This is a genomic window from Petrotoga sp. 9PWA.NaAc.5.4, assembly GCF_002895485.1.
In the GTDB taxonomy this organism is placed as follows: Bacteria; Thermotogota; Thermotogae; order Petrotogales; family Petrotogaceae; genus AZRK01.
This window is the reverse complement of the sequence record NZ_AZRK01000002.1, coordinates 261,296-277,183: the sequence shown is the minus strand read 5'-3', so window position 1 is coordinate 277,183 and position 15,888 is coordinate 261,296. Positions and strand designations below refer to the sequence as shown.

18 protein-coding genes and 2 tRNA genes are annotated in these 15,888 nt (G+C 30.9%); 6 read left to right on the top strand and 14 right to left on the bottom strand.

Features of this window, described 5'->3' with window-relative positions; all coding sequences use genetic code 11:
• Positions 1 to 131 precede the first annotated feature (131 nt).
• Genes flgA through X924_RS02670 form a run of 4 tightly spaced genes read left to right on the top strand, consistent with a single transcriptional unit; the run spans position 132 to position 2,856 of the window.
• Complete coding sequence (gene flgA, locus X924_RS02685; RefSeq protein ID WP_158245285.1) at positions 132 to 956, top strand: flagellar basal body P-ring formation chaperone FlgA; 825 nt, start codon at positions 132 to 134, stop codon at positions 954 to 956.
• The gene (locus tag X924_RS02680; RefSeq protein ID WP_121957400.1) at positions 943 to 1,569 is read left to right on the top strand and encodes a flagellar basal body L-ring protein FlgH; all 627 of its coding nucleotides are present in this window, start codon (positions 943 to 945) and stop codon (positions 1,567 to 1,569) included. The genes flgA and X924_RS02680 overlap by 14 nt, the downstream gene beginning before the upstream one ends.
• Positions 1,570 to 1,581: 12 nt before the next feature.
• Positions 1,582 to 2,577 (top strand): flagellar basal body P-ring protein FlgI, encoded by a 996-nt coding sequence (locus X924_RS02675; protein WP_121957399.1) that lies wholly within the window; start codon positions 1,582 to 1,584, stop codon positions 2,575 to 2,577.
• Complete coding sequence (locus X924_RS02670) at positions 2,578 to 2,856, top strand: hypothetical protein (RefSeq protein ID WP_121957398.1); 279 nt, start codon at positions 2,578 to 2,580, stop codon at positions 2,854 to 2,856.
• Here the strand turns inward: X924_RS02670 and X924_RS02665 are convergent.
• On the bottom strand, positions 2,847 to 3,617 hold the full coding sequence (locus X924_RS02665; protein ID WP_121957397.1) for a lipoate--protein ligase family protein: 771 nt from the start codon (positions 3,615 to 3,617) through the stop codon (positions 2,847 to 2,849). The genes X924_RS02670 and X924_RS02665 overlap by 10 nt on opposite strands.
• Positions 3,610 to 4,296, bottom strand: coding sequence for a 16S rRNA (guanine(527)-N(7))-methyltransferase RsmG (gene rsmG / locus X924_RS02660; protein ID WP_121957396.1), 687 nt, complete (start codon positions 4,294 to 4,296; stop codon positions 3,610 to 3,612). The genes X924_RS02665 and rsmG overlap by 8 nt, the downstream gene beginning before the upstream one ends.
• A 60-nt stretch (positions 4,297 to 4,356) precedes the next feature.
• Between rsmG and X924_RS02655 the strand changes: the two genes are divergently transcribed.
• A tRNA-Ser gene (locus X924_RS02655) sits at positions 4,357 to 4,444 on the top strand.
• An 88-nt stretch (positions 4,445 to 4,532) separates the two neighbouring features.
• Here X924_RS02655 and lepB read toward each other — a convergent pair.
• The 8 genes from lepB to ffh form a co-directional block, all read right to left on the bottom strand.
• Positions 4,533 to 5,498: a signal peptidase I gene (lepB, locus tag X924_RS02650; RefSeq protein WP_121957428.1), complete on the bottom strand. Its 966-nt coding sequence runs from the start codon at positions 5,496 to 5,498 to the stop codon at positions 4,533 to 4,535.
• 5 nt (positions 5,499 to 5,503) lie between these two features.
• Entirely contained in the window at positions 5,504 to 5,863 is a 360-nt protein-coding gene (gene rplS / locus X924_RS02645; protein WP_121957395.1) for a 50S ribosomal protein L19, read from the bottom strand.
• A gap of 64 nt (positions 5,864 to 5,927) precedes the next feature.
• Complete coding sequence (locus tag X924_RS02640; RefSeq protein WP_121957394.1) at positions 5,928 to 6,506, bottom strand: RNA methyltransferase; 579 nt, start codon at positions 6,504 to 6,506, stop codon at positions 5,928 to 5,930.
• Positions 6,499 to 7,275, bottom strand: coding sequence for a tRNA (guanosine(37)-N1)-methyltransferase TrmD (gene trmD / locus X924_RS02635; protein WP_369826013.1), 777 nt, complete (start codon positions 7,273 to 7,275; stop codon positions 6,499 to 6,501). Before trmD ends, X924_RS02640 begins: the two co-directional genes overlap by 8 nt.
• A complete protein-coding gene (rimM, locus tag X924_RS02630) occupies positions 7,271 to 7,831 on the bottom strand; it encodes a ribosome maturation factor RimM (RefSeq protein ID WP_158245284.1) in 561 nt (186 codons plus the stop codon). The genes trmD and rimM overlap by 5 nt, the downstream gene beginning before the upstream one ends.
• 5 nt (positions 7,832 to 7,836) lie before the next feature.
• Positions 7,837 to 8,067, bottom strand: coding sequence for a KH domain-containing protein (locus X924_RS02625; protein ID WP_121957391.1), 231 nt, complete (start codon positions 8,065 to 8,067; stop codon positions 7,837 to 7,839).
• A complete protein-coding gene (gene rpsP / locus X924_RS02620) occupies positions 8,064 to 8,396 on the bottom strand; it encodes a 30S ribosomal protein S16 (protein WP_121957390.1) in 333 nt (110 codons plus the stop codon). Before rpsP ends, X924_RS02625 begins: the two co-directional genes overlap by 4 nt.
• A 44-nt stretch (positions 8,397 to 8,440) precedes the next feature.
• Complete coding sequence (gene ffh / locus X924_RS02615; protein WP_121957389.1) at positions 8,441 to 9,757, bottom strand: signal recognition particle protein; 1,317 nt, start codon at positions 9,755 to 9,757, stop codon at positions 8,441 to 8,443.
• A 279-nt stretch (positions 9,758 to 10,036) separates the two neighbouring features.
• Between ffh and X924_RS02610 the strand changes: the two genes are divergently transcribed.
• Positions 10,037 to 10,112: transfer RNA gene (locus X924_RS02610), tRNA-Trp, on the top strand.
• Positions 10,113 to 10,158: 46 nt separating this feature from the next.
• On the opposite strand, the gene X924_RS02605 is transcribed toward X924_RS02610, so the two are convergent.
• The 4 genes from X924_RS02605 to X924_RS02590 all read right to left on the bottom strand — a co-directional run bounded on the left by X924_RS02605 (position 10,159) and on the right by X924_RS02590 (position 15,815).
• Entirely contained in the window at positions 10,159 to 10,566 is a 408-nt protein-coding gene (locus X924_RS02605; RefSeq protein WP_121957388.1) for a DUF1292 domain-containing protein, read from the bottom strand.
• A 211-nt stretch (positions 10,567 to 10,777) separates the two neighbouring features.
• The gene (locus tag X924_RS02600) at positions 10,778 to 11,725 is read right to left on the bottom strand and encodes a methylenetetrahydrofolate reductase (protein WP_121957387.1); all 948 of its coding nucleotides are present in this window, start codon (positions 11,723 to 11,725) and stop codon (positions 10,778 to 10,780) included.
• A 141-nt stretch (positions 11,726 to 11,866) separates the two neighbouring features.
• Complete coding sequence (gene ppdK / locus X924_RS02595) at positions 11,867 to 14,530, bottom strand: pyruvate, phosphate dikinase (RefSeq protein ID WP_121957386.1); 2,664 nt, start codon at positions 14,528 to 14,530, stop codon at positions 11,867 to 11,869.
• A gap of 115 nt (positions 14,531 to 14,645) precedes the next feature.
• The gene (locus X924_RS02590; protein ID WP_121957385.1) at positions 14,646 to 15,815 is read right to left on the bottom strand and encodes a metallophosphoesterase; all 1,170 of its coding nucleotides are present in this window, start codon (positions 15,813 to 15,815) and stop codon (positions 14,646 to 14,648) included.
• Between the last annotated feature and the right edge of the window lie 73 nt (positions 15,816 to 15,888).

Genomic DNA, 15,888 nt, shown 5'->3' with positions numbered 1-15,888 from the left:
CTGAGGTGGTGGTTACTCTGAAACTAAAATTTTTGACTATTTTATTATTTTTCCAGTTATTTTCATCCGTTTTTTCTAAAACAATTTTTCATGTACCTTCTTTAATTGTTTCAGAAGACCGAGTTTTCAGCTTGAAAGATATCTTTGAAGACATAAAGGTTGACAGAACAATATCTTATATTGTTAACGATAAACTCGTTTATAAAAAAGAAGATCTTTTCAAAATTTTATTTGGTTTATTAAATAGCTATTATGAAGAATACGAAATAGTTTTTGACTCAGAAGTTATTGAAATTATATATAAAAAAGATTCGACAAATAATTTAGAATATATAAATTTAGAAAGTTTTATAAGAGATACTATTAAGGAATACGACAAAGAACTTATCATAAACAATATAAATATAACAAATGTACCTAATAATATTGTGAGTGCAGATGTCACAAGAATATCTCAAAGTAACGATAAAATTTATTTAAATATTTCTATTAATGAAAACAACGAAAAAATTAGGTATGTGTCTGCGATCGTAGAAGTAGCAAAATATCAAAAGATACCTGTTTATTCACAAGATTTAAAAAGAGGAACTTTAATAAACGAATCTTTAACCCAACAAGCTACAAATAACATTCTAAACATAAATTATAAGCCTGTAGATGTTAATTTACTAAATTCTGGAAAATATGAATTAACTAAAGATGTTAAAAAAGGAGAAGTAGTAAATGCTCTTTACCTAAAAAAGATACCTGATATAAAAGCAGGGGACATTTTATCTGTAATAATTGAAGCTGATGGTATAAAAGTTACAACTTTTGCAAGGTCTATGACCAATGGTAATTTTGGAGAAATTATCAGTGCACGAAATACAGAAACAGGGATTATTATTTCTGGTCAATTAGTAGAAGGTCCCGCTTTGATTATTAAGTTAGGAGGCCAAGAATATGAAAAAAACTAAGATTTACTTTTTTCTATTAATGTCTTTCATTTTTTCTTCTATCTATTTTGCAGAATCTTTATGGAATAAAAAAGATGAAGAAGCTAATTCTATGTTTAATTACAATAAAGTTTTCAATGTTGGCGACGTTGTCACTATTGTAGTTTCCGAAAGTCCTTCACTTTCATTAACTGAAAGTTTTCCCAATTACAAAGGAGCTTCTGTTAACTCAATCAGCTCAGTCGTTAACAACATAGGAGGAGTTGATCTCAGAAACTTCTTGCCAATAGGGGCATCTGATCCTACTCAAATATCTGTACAAAACAATCAAAAAAGTGCTTCATCGAGTGCAAAAGTTCAATTGTTCATATCTTCTGTAATACAAGAGAAAGATGAAAATGGATTATTAAAAGTTAGAGGTGAAAAAGAAATAAAAGTCGGTAAAAATAGAAATACAATGATAGTAGAGGGATACGTATCTCCTAAAAGTATTGCCCAAGATGGAACAGTTTTTTCTTCCAGTTTGGTAAATGCAAAAATTTGGTATGATGGAGATATAGTTTTTCAGCAAGATCCTAATGAACCTTCTTGGATTTCATCTATATTATCAGGAATAGCTAATATATTCTTTTAGAGGTGTATAAAGATGAAAAAATTATATATTTTTTCAAGTCTTTTTATGATTATTTTTTTAATTTTAAGTAGTTACTCTTTTTCAGCTGTTAGAATAAAAGATATTTCTAACTTTAGAGGGGCCAGAGATAACCAACTATTTGGAATAGGTTTGGTTACAGGCTTAAGTGGAACAGGAGACTCGGGAGACGTCCCTTCAGAAATGTTGAACAACATGCTTGTTAATTTCAACATCTATTTAGACTCTTACATTGAAACAAAAAATACTGCCCTTGTTATGGTTTTTGCCGATATTCCCTCTTTTTATAAGGAAGGAATGAGGTTAGATGTAACTGTGGCTGCAATAGGTGATTCCAGATCTCTCGAAAATGGTGTATTGATGCAAACACCTCTTTATGGTGCCGACAATAAGGTCTATGCAGTAGCCCAAGGAAATGTCTTAACAGGTGGAACCAATGTAAGAACTACCTCTAATTTACAAAATAGGTATAAAGTCGTTGGGTATGTTCCTCAAGGAGCAATAATTGAAAGAGAGATACCAGCAAATATAGTTAAAGATAATACAGTAACCATCAACTTAAAACAGCCCGATATTACCACAGCCGCAAGAGTCGCAACAGCTATAAATACTGCATTTTCATTTAAAATTTCTCAAGCAGTAGATCCTTCGTCCATAAGGATCACTGTACCAGATTATTTTGAAGACGATATTATCTCTTTTTTAGCCCTTATAGAAGAAATAGAAGTAACTCCTGATGTAAAGGCTAAAATAGTTATTAATGAAAAAACAGGAACAATTATCCTCGGAGGAGAAGTTGTTATAGACAATTTTACTGTCAGCTACGGAAATTTTAGTGTAAGCGTAGAAAAAGGCCAAATAAGTGGTAAACCCGCGACAGTTGCTAATTTAATAACAGCATTGAAAACAAGTGGGGCAACCCCTCAAGACATAATAGCTATTATACAAGCAGCAAGCCCTTATATATATGCGGATTTGGTGGTGATGTAAATGCAAGGAATAGGTCCCGCCTTTAATTTAACAGGAATTAATACTTCAAATACAAACATTAGAGAGGCTTCTGAAGTTTTTGTTTCAGATATTTTCGCTAAAATTTTAAACTCTGCTCAAAATACAGAACTTTTTAAAGAAAACAAACTTATTCCAGAATCTAACGCTGAAAAATGGATGAAAGAATGGATTAATATTGAATATGCTACTTTGATAACTAAACAAAGTCTCACACCTTTTGTAGACCAAATCGTTAAATCTTTTCCTCCTCAGAGATGAATTTCAAATGTTTCTTTAATATTGTTAGCTTTTTCTATTTCATCTATTTCGAGTGATGAAAATATAATTTGCTCATTAAAAATTAATCCAAACCCAATTTTAAAAGATTCTGCCAACTCTTTTTTAGAAATTATTGTGTTTTTTATTGTACATAAGTCAATAACCGTTTTTTTGATTTTTTCTTTTATTAAATCTGGGTGTGAATATTTAAAACATCTAATATATCTATCATAATCAATTTTCAAAGGAATAGAACCATGCTGTATAATAAAATCCTTTGTTCGATATTGTGCGCTGCCTATAAATTTTTTACCGTTGACTTTTATTTCATATAAAGACGATGCATCATAACATATATCTTTCGTCAAACACTGATTTTTTGAAGTTTCAAGGGTTGCATAAATATTTAAATTTTTAAGAGATTCTATCAACGCATGAGATATCTTTTTGTAGCTTCCTAAAATATCTGAAGGCAAATTTTTATTACTTGAAAATGTCGAAAATGAATAGGTAAATTCGTTCTTATGTAAAACAGCTCTTCCCCCTGTTGGCCTTCTAACAATATCTATGCCTTCTTTACTAAGAAATTCCCAATCTATATTATCTACTTTTTGATGTTTCCCAACAGAAAGAGTTGGAACCTTCCATTCGTATATACGAAGTATAGAAATCTTTTGTTGTAAGCAACGTTCAGCCAAAACCATATCCAATGCCATATTCATAGCCCCTTCGTAAGAATCATCAACTATTATTTTAATCATTTGTTGACTCCCCCAAAGGATATTTCTTTGCAAACCCGATTTCTCTGGGAAATTTCTGAGGTATCTTTCCAACTTTTTTAAAAATTACTAAATAACGTTTTTTTATTTCTCCGTTTCCTACTTCATATTCAATTTCATACTCTTTTTTAACCTTTAAAATTTTTTCAACTCTTTCAACATATATTATTTCTTCCGAGAAATAAGAAGGCCCTTTAAAAAGAGCTATTGTTCCACCAATTTTAACTAAGGGAGATAAATACTCCAAAGCAATATCGCTTCTTGATAAAGCTTTACAAGTTGCATAATCAAAAAATTCTTTATATTTTTTAGCAAAAACTTCAACACGTTCATCAAATACTTCGACATTTTTCAAATTTAATTTTTTGATAAACAAGCGTACAGCTTGTATTTTTTTTCTTGTACTGTCAACAAGATAAAATTTTTTGTTTGGGAAACATATTGCCCACACTATACCAGGTATTCCTCCACCTGTACCCACATCTACAACATTTTGAGAGTTTAAAAATCTTTCATCTTTCATGACAGGAATTAAACTATCTAAAATAAGATTTTCAAAAGCCTTTTTTTCATCTTTGTAAGATGTCAAATTTATGGGATAGTTTATGAGCATTTTTATATAATTATTTAGATTTTCCAGTTCTTTAGGAGACAATTCCATTGACAATTCCCTTCTTTTATGATAAAATTTTTTATAGTCTAATAGTCTAAAATTTGTGATGGAGACGTAGCCTAATTGGCTAAGGCGTCGGTCTTGAAAACCGATGGGGTAACTCCCCTTGTGGGTTCGAGTCCCACCGTCTCCGCCAAATATATCTTCTATAATTTTGAAATCTAAAAAACCGCCCATAGGCGGTTTTAATTTTATTATGCTAAAATTAATAGATGCTTGATTTTTTAAATCTTTCCAAACCTTTCAAAAGGGTAAATCCTTAAAAAAGTAGTACCAATGACATTTTCTACGGGTACAAATCCAAAAAATCTACTATCTTGACTTTCTAACGTATTATCGCCCATAAAGAAATAATAGCCGTCTGGGACTTTAACGTTTACTAATCCTTCCTCATCTTTAAAAATTAAACTCTTCAAATTTAACTTAGCAAGCTCTTTTTCATAGAAATCTGTAAATAATAACGTATCTCTCATTTCTTGATACCACATTAATGTAGGCTTTCCTAAAATTAATCTACTTGTAAAATTATCCTTGTACATAAAAAATATATTGGAAGTAGATATTTCATAGCTATTTTTTTCTGGATACGCTATATATTCAAAAAAGTTTGGATCTTCAAAGATGGCGTCACGTAAATAATAAATATTCTCGAATTCAGGCCTAATTTCACCATTTATTTCTAATAAAGATACTTTATTTTTTATTTGAGATGGAATGTAATCTACACTTTCATAATATGTTATTATAAAATCTAACCATTCGGGAATATCGGCAATCTTTCCACTTTTAATATTTTCCCAAAATTCACTCCCAACGGGTACTAACCTAAGAGTATCTCCTGGCTTACCAACTAATCTTTTTACATATTTCACATGCCCCTCAAATTCAGAAGGCGCGAAAAAATCCATAAACCTATCAAATGCTCTCAATTGCTGTTGAGCTCTTATATCAACAAAAGGAGTCCAAAATACAACTATTTCGCCTCTTTTTGGTTCTGTAAATTCATAAGTAACTTTTTCTACAAATAATCTATCATAAACTTGAATAGTTGGCACCATAGAAGGAGTAGGTACCATCATAGTCTCAAAGACATATAACCTAATGATAGTACCAAATATTAATGCATATATTATTGCGTAAATCCAATCAAGTGTTTCATCTTTTATTTTTTTCTTAGTAGCCTCTTTCAAAAGGCTCAATCCTTCCTCTCTTTGATTCGAATCTTACCTTTAACGTCCCTTAAATAATAAAGTTTTGCTCTTCTTACTTTTCCTTTCTTAATAACCTCAACACTATTTATAGTTGGAGAATGAAACGGAAATATTCTCTCAACACCTATTCTATCTGCTCCTATTTTTCTCACCGTAAAAGTTTTTCCTATTCCGGCTCCTTTAATTTTAATAACAATCCCTTCAAAAGGTTGTATCCTTTCTCTTTGCTTTGATCCTTCTCCTTCTACTACTTTTACATTAACTCTCACCGTATCTCCTGGTCTAATCTCTGGAATATTTTCCTTCTTATAATTTGTTTCAACTGAATTTATCAATCTGTCCATTTTCAAAACCTCCTAAATCCTTAATTATTTATTATTTAGTCTATCTCCATGGATCCAAATATATTCAAGAATTATAACAAATTTCTTCTCCAATCAATCTATCAAGTGTAATGGCCACAGCCGCTCGAACTGAAAGATGATTAAAATCAGATTTTGCCCTTATTGGTTCTAAATCATAATCACATATTTCTCTAATTTCTTCAGGCATACCCCAACCCGTTCCAAAAAGAATAAGAATAGGATCCTCTGCCCTTCTAATTACCTGTGACAATTCACTAAAGGTGACTACATTGTTTCTTGGTTTTGCAGACGTGAAAACAATTTTAGGCTTTATTCCTTCTATCTTTTCAATCTTTTCAATCACATCTTCTAAATAACTTTCAATACGAAATATGTCTAACGCATCTTTCCTATTGGGATTATAATCACTACCAAACCCTTTTGTCCAATATTCAACAACCCTTTCAACAATCTTTCTTTGTGCAGGCAAATTGCTTACAAGGAAATAGTTCTTCACATTATAAGTTCTGCATGTTCTTGAAATATCGTGAATATCAAAATTAGTAACTGCCGTAGAAACTATTGAACCATCTTTTTTTAATATAGGATAATGAATCAAAGCAACATAAACTTTATTAATCATCAAAGTTCTCCTTATCATTTTTGCCAAAACTTCTATCATACAATTCTATTATAATCTCTATTAAAAGATCCTTCTCTTCTTCATTCAAATCTTTTTTTCGGAAAAGATCCGGCCTTTTTAAAATAGTTTTTAACAAACTTTCTTTTTTTCTAAATAGTTCTATCTTTTTGTGATCACCACTTAGTAATACTTCAGGTACTTTCATGCCTCTAAACTCAGCAGGTTTTGTGTAATGAGAATAATCTAAAAGACCATTATAAAAAGAGTCGTTTTCAACACTTTCTTGTGAACCTACAACACCAGGTACAAATCTCAACAATGTTTCAATTATAACCATCGCTGGAAGTTCTCCGCCTGTTAAAACATAATCCCCTATCGAAATCTTTTTATCCACCAATCTACTTACTCTTTCGTCAATACCTTCATATCTACCACAAAAAAAAATCAACTCTTCTTTTTTTGCAAGCTCTAAAGCTATTTGATTGTTCAAGGTTTCCCCTTGAGGTGATGGCATTACAATGTAGGGTTTACTTCCTTTTTTCAATAAATATTCATCATAAAATCTATAAAAAGGTTCTGCTAACATTACCATTCCATTTTTACCACCATAGCCTGGTCTATCAGTAACTTTATGTTTATCTGTAGTGTAATCTCTTAAATTCAAAACTTCAAAGTTAACTATTTGTTTTTGAATTGCTTTTTTAATAACTCCAATTTGAGTAATTATCTGAAACGCTTCGGGAAAAATTGTTAGTACACTAATTTCAATCTTCTTCAGATTCATTTTCATACCACTCAATTTTTCGAACTTTTATTATCTTTTCTTTCTTATTGATTTCTATTATATAATAATCTGTCATAGGTATGAGGGTTTCTTCTTTTTTATACCCATCATTTTTTTCTATAGAAATAACATCATTAGCACCAGTTTGAATAACCTCCACAACTTTACCCGCATATTCACCATCTTCATAGTAAACTTCTGCATCTAAAATTTCATACCAGTAATATTCATCTTCTTCAAGCCTGGGAAGCTCATCTTTTTCAACAAAGATTTGAAAACCAATCATTTTTTTAGCTTCATCTAACCCTTTTACTCCCCTTAAAGAAAGAACAAAGAATCTATTCAAATTTTTTATATTCAATACTTTACTATATAAATATTTTTTAGTAACAGGATTATATAAAAAAACTTCATTCAAGTTTTTTACCATTTCCTCTATATTTGTAAAAGGTAAAAACTTAACTTCTCCTCTTACTCCATGGCTATTCACAATCTTCCCTACCGAGATTTTATTACTCAACAAACTTTCAATTGTTTCCAAAGTAATCACCTAACAACTTTTAAAATAAACTTTTTGTCTTGATCCTTCTTTGCAGCATTTAACAAAATGTTTATGGATTTAATGGTCCTACCATCTTTTCCTATAATTTGTCCCACATCTTCAGAATTCACATAAATTTCAAAAACAATATTTTCTCCTTCGTCACTTTCTTTTATTTTCACTTCATTTGGATGTTTTACAATTCTCGTTAATATATCGTTAAGCAACTCTTTCATTGATTAATTTCACCTTGTTCCACAGCGACATTTTCATTCACTTTATTTTCTTTATTTTTTCTTGCCTCATACTTTATTTGGTCAAACCTTTTCATAACCCCCATTTTTCTGAGAATTCTTCTTGCCGTATCTGTAGGTTGTGCACCTTTTAAAAGCCATTCCAAAGCTTTATCTTCATCTACTTTATATTGATTAGACTCATTGAGAGGATCGTAATAACCTATAGATTCCAAATATTTTCCGCTTCTTTTGTTTCTTGAATCAACAACAACAATCCTATAAAAAGGTTGATGTCTCCTTCCCATTCTACTTAACCTAATTTTTACCATTAAAGCACCTCCATATATTTTTATATATTATTTCCTTATTTATATTAAAAAGGAAGATTTTTCATTAATTTTCTTCCCTTAAAATTTTTCATTTGTTTCATTGTTTTCTTCAATTGCTCATACGATTTTAAAAGTTTATTAATATCTTGAAGAGTAGTCCCACTACCCTTTGCAATTCTTTGCTTCCTTGAATAAGATATTATTCTTGGATTTTTTCTTTCCTGTGGCGTCATAGAGTTAATTATTGCTTCAAATTTTTTTAATTCTTGTTCACCCTTAGATGTATCTACCTGTTCCTTAGGAACTCCCGGAATCATTTCTAACAGACTCGATAATGGACCTAATTTTCTTATCTGCTTTATTTGATCAAGAAAATCTTCAAGATCAAATTTACCTTCTAAAAACCTTTCACTATCTTCTTCGGCTTTCTTTTTGTCTATTTCTTTCTCTACTTTTTCTATAAAAGAAAGGACATCTCCCATTCCTAAAATTCTTCCAGCATACCTTTCTGGATAAAACTCCTCTAAATCATCAATTTTTTCTCCTATACCTACTAATTTTATAGGTTTACCTGTAATATAACGTATGGAAATTATAACCCCACCTCGAGAGTCTCCATCCAGTTTTGTTACTATAAAACCTGAAATATCCAACCTATCATTGAATTCTTTTGCTGAATTAACAGCATCCTGGCCAACCATTGAATCGACAACCATCAATATTTCATCAGGATTAATCATATATTTTATCTTCTCTAACTCTTCCATCATATTTTCATCTATATGCAATCTTCCTGCCGTATCAACTATTACTACATCATGTAGAAGTTTTTCCGCATATTTTTTACTTTCTTCCACAATTTTAATTGCATTTACTTTATCTCCTGTATAAACAGGAACACCTATATCTTCTCCTAACTGCATCAATTGATCTATAGCTGCCGGTCTATAGGTATCAGCTGCAACAAGTAAAGGATTCTTTCCTTTCTTTTTATACATATAAGCTAATTTCGCGGCAGTAGTAGTTTTTCCACTACCTTGTAGACCTGTTAACATAATAAAACCTGGATTTTTGGAAATAATTATCTTATTATCTTTACTACCCATTAACTTTATCAAATTATCTCTAACTATTCTTATAAATTCTTGATCAGGGGTCAAACTTTCAAGAACCTTTTCACCAACGGCTTCTTCCAGAACCTTTGCAACAAACTCTTTTACCACTTTATAATGCACGTCAGCTTCCAACAGAGACATTTTAACTTCTCTGACAGCATCTTTTATATTCTTTTCAGTTATTTTCCCTTTACCAGAAAGATTTTTAAAAACTCCAGAAAGTTTTTTTTGCAAACTTTCAAACATAATTGTTTATCACCTCACTAACAACCTCTACTTAGTATACTATAAAATGAGCTAACTTTGGTGAAAAGTTTGCTAACACTAAAACACTGTAGATAAATTAATGTTACTATTAAATTAATTTTTTTATACCATAAAAACAATTCTCTTTTATTTTAACAGTCTGATCTATCTCAATATTAATAAGCATATTCAATGATTGTTAAAAAATGAATTCACCTTAATTTAAAAAAGAAACCTCTTGATTGATTATGTTTTTTATGTTATAATTATTGAAGTACTACGCCTGTAGCTCAACTGGTAGAGCGGCGGTCTCCAAAATCGCAGGTTGGGGGTTCGATTCCCTCCGGGCGTGCCAAATAAATTTAAAGCCGACTTTGTTGTCGGCTTTTTTATATTTTTATTTAGTATTCATCTTTGTTTTCAAAATCTTCGTCTTCTTCGTCTTCTCCATCTTCATCTTCTTCTATATACCAGTCATCTTCGTATTCATCATCCATATCGTCTTCTCCAAAATCTTCTTCATTTTCATAATCTTCTTGGAATTCTTCCTTTTCCATCTTTTCCCACAATTCTGAAACTTTTGTAAACTCTTTTTCATCATCTATACTATTTAAAAATATTTTTTCGCCTTCTTTTTCCACTTTAAAAGCCACCATCTCTTCCAAAACCATTTCTTGTTTTTCGTCATCTTTAAAAGCTTCTTGACATATCCAATAAGTATTGCCGTCCAATTCTATTTCCTTTACAAACATAAAATCAGATTCATTTCCGTCCTCATCAGTCAAAGTAAAAAAATCTAACTTTTCCACTGTAATTCCTCCTATTTTTTAATTATATGCTCGCTTTAGAAACTATGAAACTCATATTTTAAAATTGTTTTAAAAATTTGTTTTTTCAAAAATACCTTCATAATTCTAATACGCACAAATTAACTATTCCTTTAACTCCTTCATACTTATAGCTAAATAAAAGGTAAAGAAAGATACGCCTTGACCCCAATTTAAATTCAAAATATCGTTTTTAAAAAACACCTTTTAATTCTCTTAAAATTTCCTTTACAGCCTTTCCTCTTCCCATAGTAAAAATATGAACTCCCGGTACTTTTATTTCCAACAGATCTTTAATTAAATTTATCGTATATTTAATACCTAACTTATATTCATCTTGTTCGCTTCGAGCTTCATCAAAATCTTGAATTACTTTTTGAGGAATATTCACAAAAAAATTTTTAGGAATAGTATAAAGAGATTTTTTGCTTTCTATAGGTTTTATCCATGCAATTATAGGAATATCTATACCAATTTCTCTAACTCTTTTAACAAAATTTTTATAATACTCCACATCAAAAAACATTTGAGTTATTATGAATTCAGCTCCCAGCTCTACTTTTAATTTTAAGTATTCTAAATCTTTTCTCAAGTTGGGTGATTCAACGTGTTTTTCAGGATAACCAGCCACACCTATACAAAAATTGGTAGGAAAAGCCTTTTTTAAAGGACAAGTATAATTCCCCTGATTAAGCTCACTAATTTGCCTAACTAAATCAGAAGCATGTTCATATTCACCTTCAACTTTCCATGTATATCTGTTTTTATCTCCCCGTATCACGAAAACATTTTCGAATTCAAGATAATTAAGGTCTATCAATATATCTTCAAGTTGATATTTGTTGTAACCTACACATAAAAGATGAGGAACTACCTCTATTTTATACCTGTTTTTTATGGCGGCACTTATACCGACCGTTCCTGGCCGTTTATTCCTGATGATTTTTTCAATCTTTCCTTCTTTTTCCATAAATTCTATTTCATTTGCATGCTTAGTTACATTTATAAATCGTGGAGAAAATTCTATTAAATCATCTAAAACTTCGAAGATATTGTTAATATTTCCACCAACTTTTGGCGGAATTACTTCAAAGGAAAGTATCGGATTTTTTGATTGTTTAATAGCTTCCACCACTTTCATTTTTTTACTCCTAAAAATGTAAATGTTTTTTCAATTTTAACATATTAAAGAAAAGTTGTCAATCAAATCTAAAAATGCACTAAATCAAAAAAACGGGGAGAAGTCTCCCCGTTCCTCTTCAATTATATTAAATAATGTTTATTATTGATAATTTACTTTCTTTCCTCTTTTGTATTTTACAGCTGCTTGAGCCGCAGCTAACCTTGCTACCGGAACCCTGTAAGGCGAACAGCTTACATAATCTAATCCTACTAAATGAGCGAATTCAATAGATTCTGGATCTCCTCCATGTTCCCCACATATTCCAACTTTTAATTTTGGATTTGCAGCTCTTCCTCCGTCTAAAGCAAGTTTTATTAACTTACCTACACCTTCTCTATCTATTTGTTGGAAAGGATCCTTTTCGTATATTCCCTTTGCCAAATAATCTCCTATAAATTTACCATAGTCATCCCTTGAAAATCCTAAACTCAATTGCGTTAAATCATTTGTTCCAAAGCTAAAGAAATCTGCTTCTGCACCAATTTGATCTGCTACTACGCAAGCTCTTGGAACTTCTATCATTGTTCCAACCTTATATTCTAAATCCACGTTATTTTCTTTTATTAATTGATCTGCTATTTGTTTAATAGACTCTTTTAAGATAGTAAGTTCTTTAACGCTTCCAACAACTGGAATCATTATTTCTGGCTGAACTTTTTTCCCTTCTTTTACTATATCTATTGCAGCTAAAATAATAGCTTTAGTTTGCATCTCTGCTATTTCTGGGTAAGTTATTGCTAACCTTACACCTCTGTGTCCCATCATTGGGTTAAATTCTTCCAATTCCTTCACAGTTTGTCTTAACTCTTCTTCGCTAATCCCTAAGCTTTTTGCTACTTCTTTAATCTGTTCGTCGGTTTCTGGAACAAACTCATGAAGTGGAGGATCTAAAAGTCTTATCGTAACAGAAAATCCTTCCATCTCTTCAAATAAACCTTTGAAATCCGATCTTTGGAAAGGAAGTAATTCTTCCAAAGCCGCTCTTCTTTGTTCTTCAGTTTTTGAAACAATCATTCTTCTCATTTTGTTAATTCTTTCGGGGCCAAAGAACATATGTTCGGTTCTACACAACCCTATTCCTTGCGCTCCAAATTCTCTGGCGACTTTCGCATCTCTTGGAACGTCAGCATTAGCACGTACTCCCAAATCGGAAACTTCGTCAGCATAACTAAGTAATTCAGAAATTGCGCCAGACAATCCTTGAGGTCTTACAGTTTTTATTTTCCCAGCGTATACTTTCCCTTCGTTACCATCTATTGAAATCCATTCACCTTCTTTAATTACTACACCATTAGATCTTATAACTTTATTTTTTAAGTCTATTGCTATGTCTTCAGCACCAACAACGGCTGTTTTACCCATACCTCTTGCAACAACTGCAGCATGTGAAGTCATTCCACCACGAGATGTTAAAATCCCTTCTGCAACGTTCATACCACCAACGTCTTCAGGAGATGTTTCTGGTCTTGCAAGGATTACTTTTTCACCTTCTTTTACTTTTTTCTCAGCATCTTCAGCACTAAAAACAACCTTACCTGTAGCAGCACCAGGAGATGCAGGAAGGCCTTTACCAATATATTGTGCCTTTTTTAATTCCTCGGGATCAAAAACCGGATGCAAAAGCTTTTCGATATCTTCTGGCCTTACTCTCATAACAGCTTCTTCTTTATTTATTAACCCTTCCTTTACCATATCTACAGCAATTTTAACTGCAGCCGCAGCAGTTCTCTTACCGCTTCTTGTTTGAAGAATATAAAGTTTGCCTTTTTCGATTGTAAATTCTACATCCTGCATATCTCTAAAATGTTTTTCTAAATTATTCATAACTTCTATTAGTTGATTATAAACACCTGGATTAATATTTTTAAGTTCTTCTAAACTCTCTGGAGTTCTAATTCCAGCAACAACATCTTCTCCTTGAGCATTTGTAAGAAATTCACCATAATACTTTTTCTCCCCAGTGTTAGGATCTCTTGTAAAAGCAACACCTGTACCGCTATCTTCACCCATATTTCCGAAAACCATTGCAACAACATTTACCGCTGTTCCAAGCAATCCTCGATTATCCAAATTATTGATTTGCCTATATTTAATTGCACGCGGATTGTTCCAACTTCCAAAAACAGCTTCTATAGAGATCCAAAGTTGTTCCATAGGATCTTGAGGAAATTCTTTACCTTCTTCTTCATATAATTTTTTATACAACTCCACGACCTTTTTAAGGTCGTTTGCATCCAATTCTATGTCTTGTTTTACACCTTTTTGAGTTTTTACCTTATTTAAATTTTCTTCAAACTTTTCGTGGGCGATTCCTAACGCAACATCTCCAAACATTTGGATGAATCTCCTATAAGAATCCCATGCAAATCTTTCGTTGTTAGTCTGTTTTGCCAAACCTTCTACAGAATCGTCATTAAGCCCTAAATTCAATATAGTATCCATCATACCTGGCATTGAAACTGCCGCTCCAGATCTTACGGATACTAACAAAGGATTATTAGGATCCCCAAATTTTTTGCCTGTAACTTCTTCCAATTCTTTCATTGCTTTTTCTACATCGTCTTTCAAACCTTCCGGAAACTTCTTACCGTTTTCCCAATAATATTTACAAACCTCTGTTGAGATTGTAAATCCTGGAGGAACCGGTAAACCCAACGATGCCATTTCTGCTAAATTAGCACCTTTTCCGCCTAAAATATCTTTCATCTTCGCATTTCCTTCTACTTTGTTTTTATTCCAAACATATACATATTTTTTAGACATGCTTCTACCTCCTCTGACCAGTTTTTAATTTTATCTAACAAATTATATTATATTAACTTTTTTAATCATTCTCATTTATGTAAAATTTAACAAACAATTTTACTTATAAATTTTTTTAATAAGCTTCTTCTTTAATTAATTTAGCAATGATTTTTTTATTTTTTTCAGTTATTACTAAATAAGAAATTAGCTTTCTTTTAACAAATTCATTCTTATTAATGCCAAAGTTTCTATTCACCATAAACTTCCAAGTCCCTGTGTTAGCATAAAATTTTTTCCCTGCTCCGTTGGATATTATATTAAAAGAAGCTCTATGATTATGTCCCATCACCATCGAATTAATATCTCCCTCTGAAAAAGATATGTCTTTATCATAAAAGCCAAGTAAATAATTTTTCGGGATAAAAAAATTTTCATCTAAAAGTTTTTGTGCCTTCATCAATAAAGAATTAGAATTTCTTAAACTTCTGAAAAACATCCCTATTCTTACAATCGATTCTCCTAATTTAATGCCACCTACTCTGTTTACAAAAATATTTGACAATACATTGATTCCAGGATAATTAATTTTCATCCATTTTTTCACCTGGTCCGTCTTAATCATTTGAGTAAATGTTTCAATCCATTGATTCTTTAAATCATAACTTAATTCATATTTGTTTTTTATATAATCTAACCATTTAAAAACATCCAACTGTGGATATATATTTTGATAATCCGAGAAAAGCTCTTTAGGAAGGATTTTAATAGCTATATTTGCAAAATTATAATTAATATACTTGTTCATATACTCACTAAAAGAAGGAATTAAACTCCCTTCTTCATCTTGATTTAATCTATTTACAGGATCAAATTGATTACCATGAATTACAAAAAGTTTCAATTCTTCATCATAATAAAAAGGCAAAATTTCACAATTTTCAAAATTCTCTTTTATTTTTTCTTTTATTTTATGGTTCAAAAGAACATAATAATCATGATTTCCAACAATATAATAAACTCTATTTTTTTTTGAAAAATTTTTAAAAGTATTTATTAATTTTTCATGGCTTTTAAATATTTCGTCTATCAAAGAAACGTCGAAGTTATTAGCATATTCATTCGCTGTGTTTGCCATATAACCATCGTTAATTAGATTAGTTAACTCTAAAAAATCTCCCACTATATACATTTCAGTCTTTTCTTTTTGCAATTCGTCAAGTAATTTTATTAATCGATCGTCATATATAAAATCGTCCGATTCGTTACCTAGACCTATATGAAGATCACTTAAATAAACTTTCATAAATACCTCGCCTTTTTAAATATTTAGGTTAAACGTATACTCAAAATCAAAATTCTATCTTTTTTAAAAATAC

Excerpts from the sequence above, each read along its gene's own strand:
- X924_RS02680 (WP_121957400.1), top strand. The coding sequence starts at position 943 with ATGAAAAAAACTAAGATTTACTTTTTTCTATTAATGTCTTTCATTTTT.
- X924_RS02675 (WP_121957399.1), top strand. The coding sequence starts at position 1,582 with ATGAAAAAATTATATATTTTTTCAAGTCTTTTTATGATTATTTTTTTA.
- X924_RS02625 (WP_121957391.1), bottom strand. The coding sequence starts at position 8,067 with ATGAAAGAGTTGCTTAACGATATATTAACGAGAATTGTAAAACATCCA.
- X924_RS02640 (WP_121957394.1), bottom strand. The coding sequence starts at position 6,506 with ATGATTAATAAAGTTTATGTTGCTTTGATTCATTATCCTATATTAAAA.
- X924_RS02590 (WP_121957385.1), bottom strand. The coding sequence starts at position 15,815 with ATGAAAGTTTATTTAAGTGATCTTCATATAGGTCTAGGTAACGAATCG.
- ffh (WP_121957389.1), bottom strand. The coding sequence starts at position 9,757 with ATGTTTGAAAGTTTGCAAAAAAAACTTTCTGGAGTTTTTAAAAATCTT.
- ppdK (WP_121957386.1), bottom strand. The coding sequence starts at position 14,530 with ATGTCTAAAAAATATGTATATGTTTGGAATAAAAACAAAGTAGAAGGA.
- X924_RS02600 (WP_121957387.1), bottom strand. The coding sequence starts at position 11,725 with ATGAAAGTGGTGGAAGCTATTAAACAATCAAAAAATCCGATACTTTCC.
- rsmG (WP_121957396.1), bottom strand. The coding sequence starts at position 4,296 with ATGGAATTGTCTCCTAAAGAACTGGAAAATCTAAATAATTATATAAAA.
- rpsP (WP_121957390.1), bottom strand. The coding sequence starts at position 8,396 with ATGGTAAAAATTAGGTTAAGTAGAATGGGAAGGAGACATCAACCTTTT.
- X924_RS02670 (WP_121957398.1), top strand. The coding sequence starts at position 2,578 with ATGCAAGGAATAGGTCCCGCCTTTAATTTAACAGGAATTAATACTTCA.
- X924_RS02665 (WP_121957397.1), bottom strand. The coding sequence starts at position 3,617 with ATGATTAAAATAATAGTTGATGATTCTTACGAAGGGGCTATGAATATG.
- rplS (WP_121957395.1), bottom strand. The coding sequence starts at position 5,863 with ATGGACAGATTGATAAATTCAGTTGAAACAAATTATAAGAAGGAAAAT.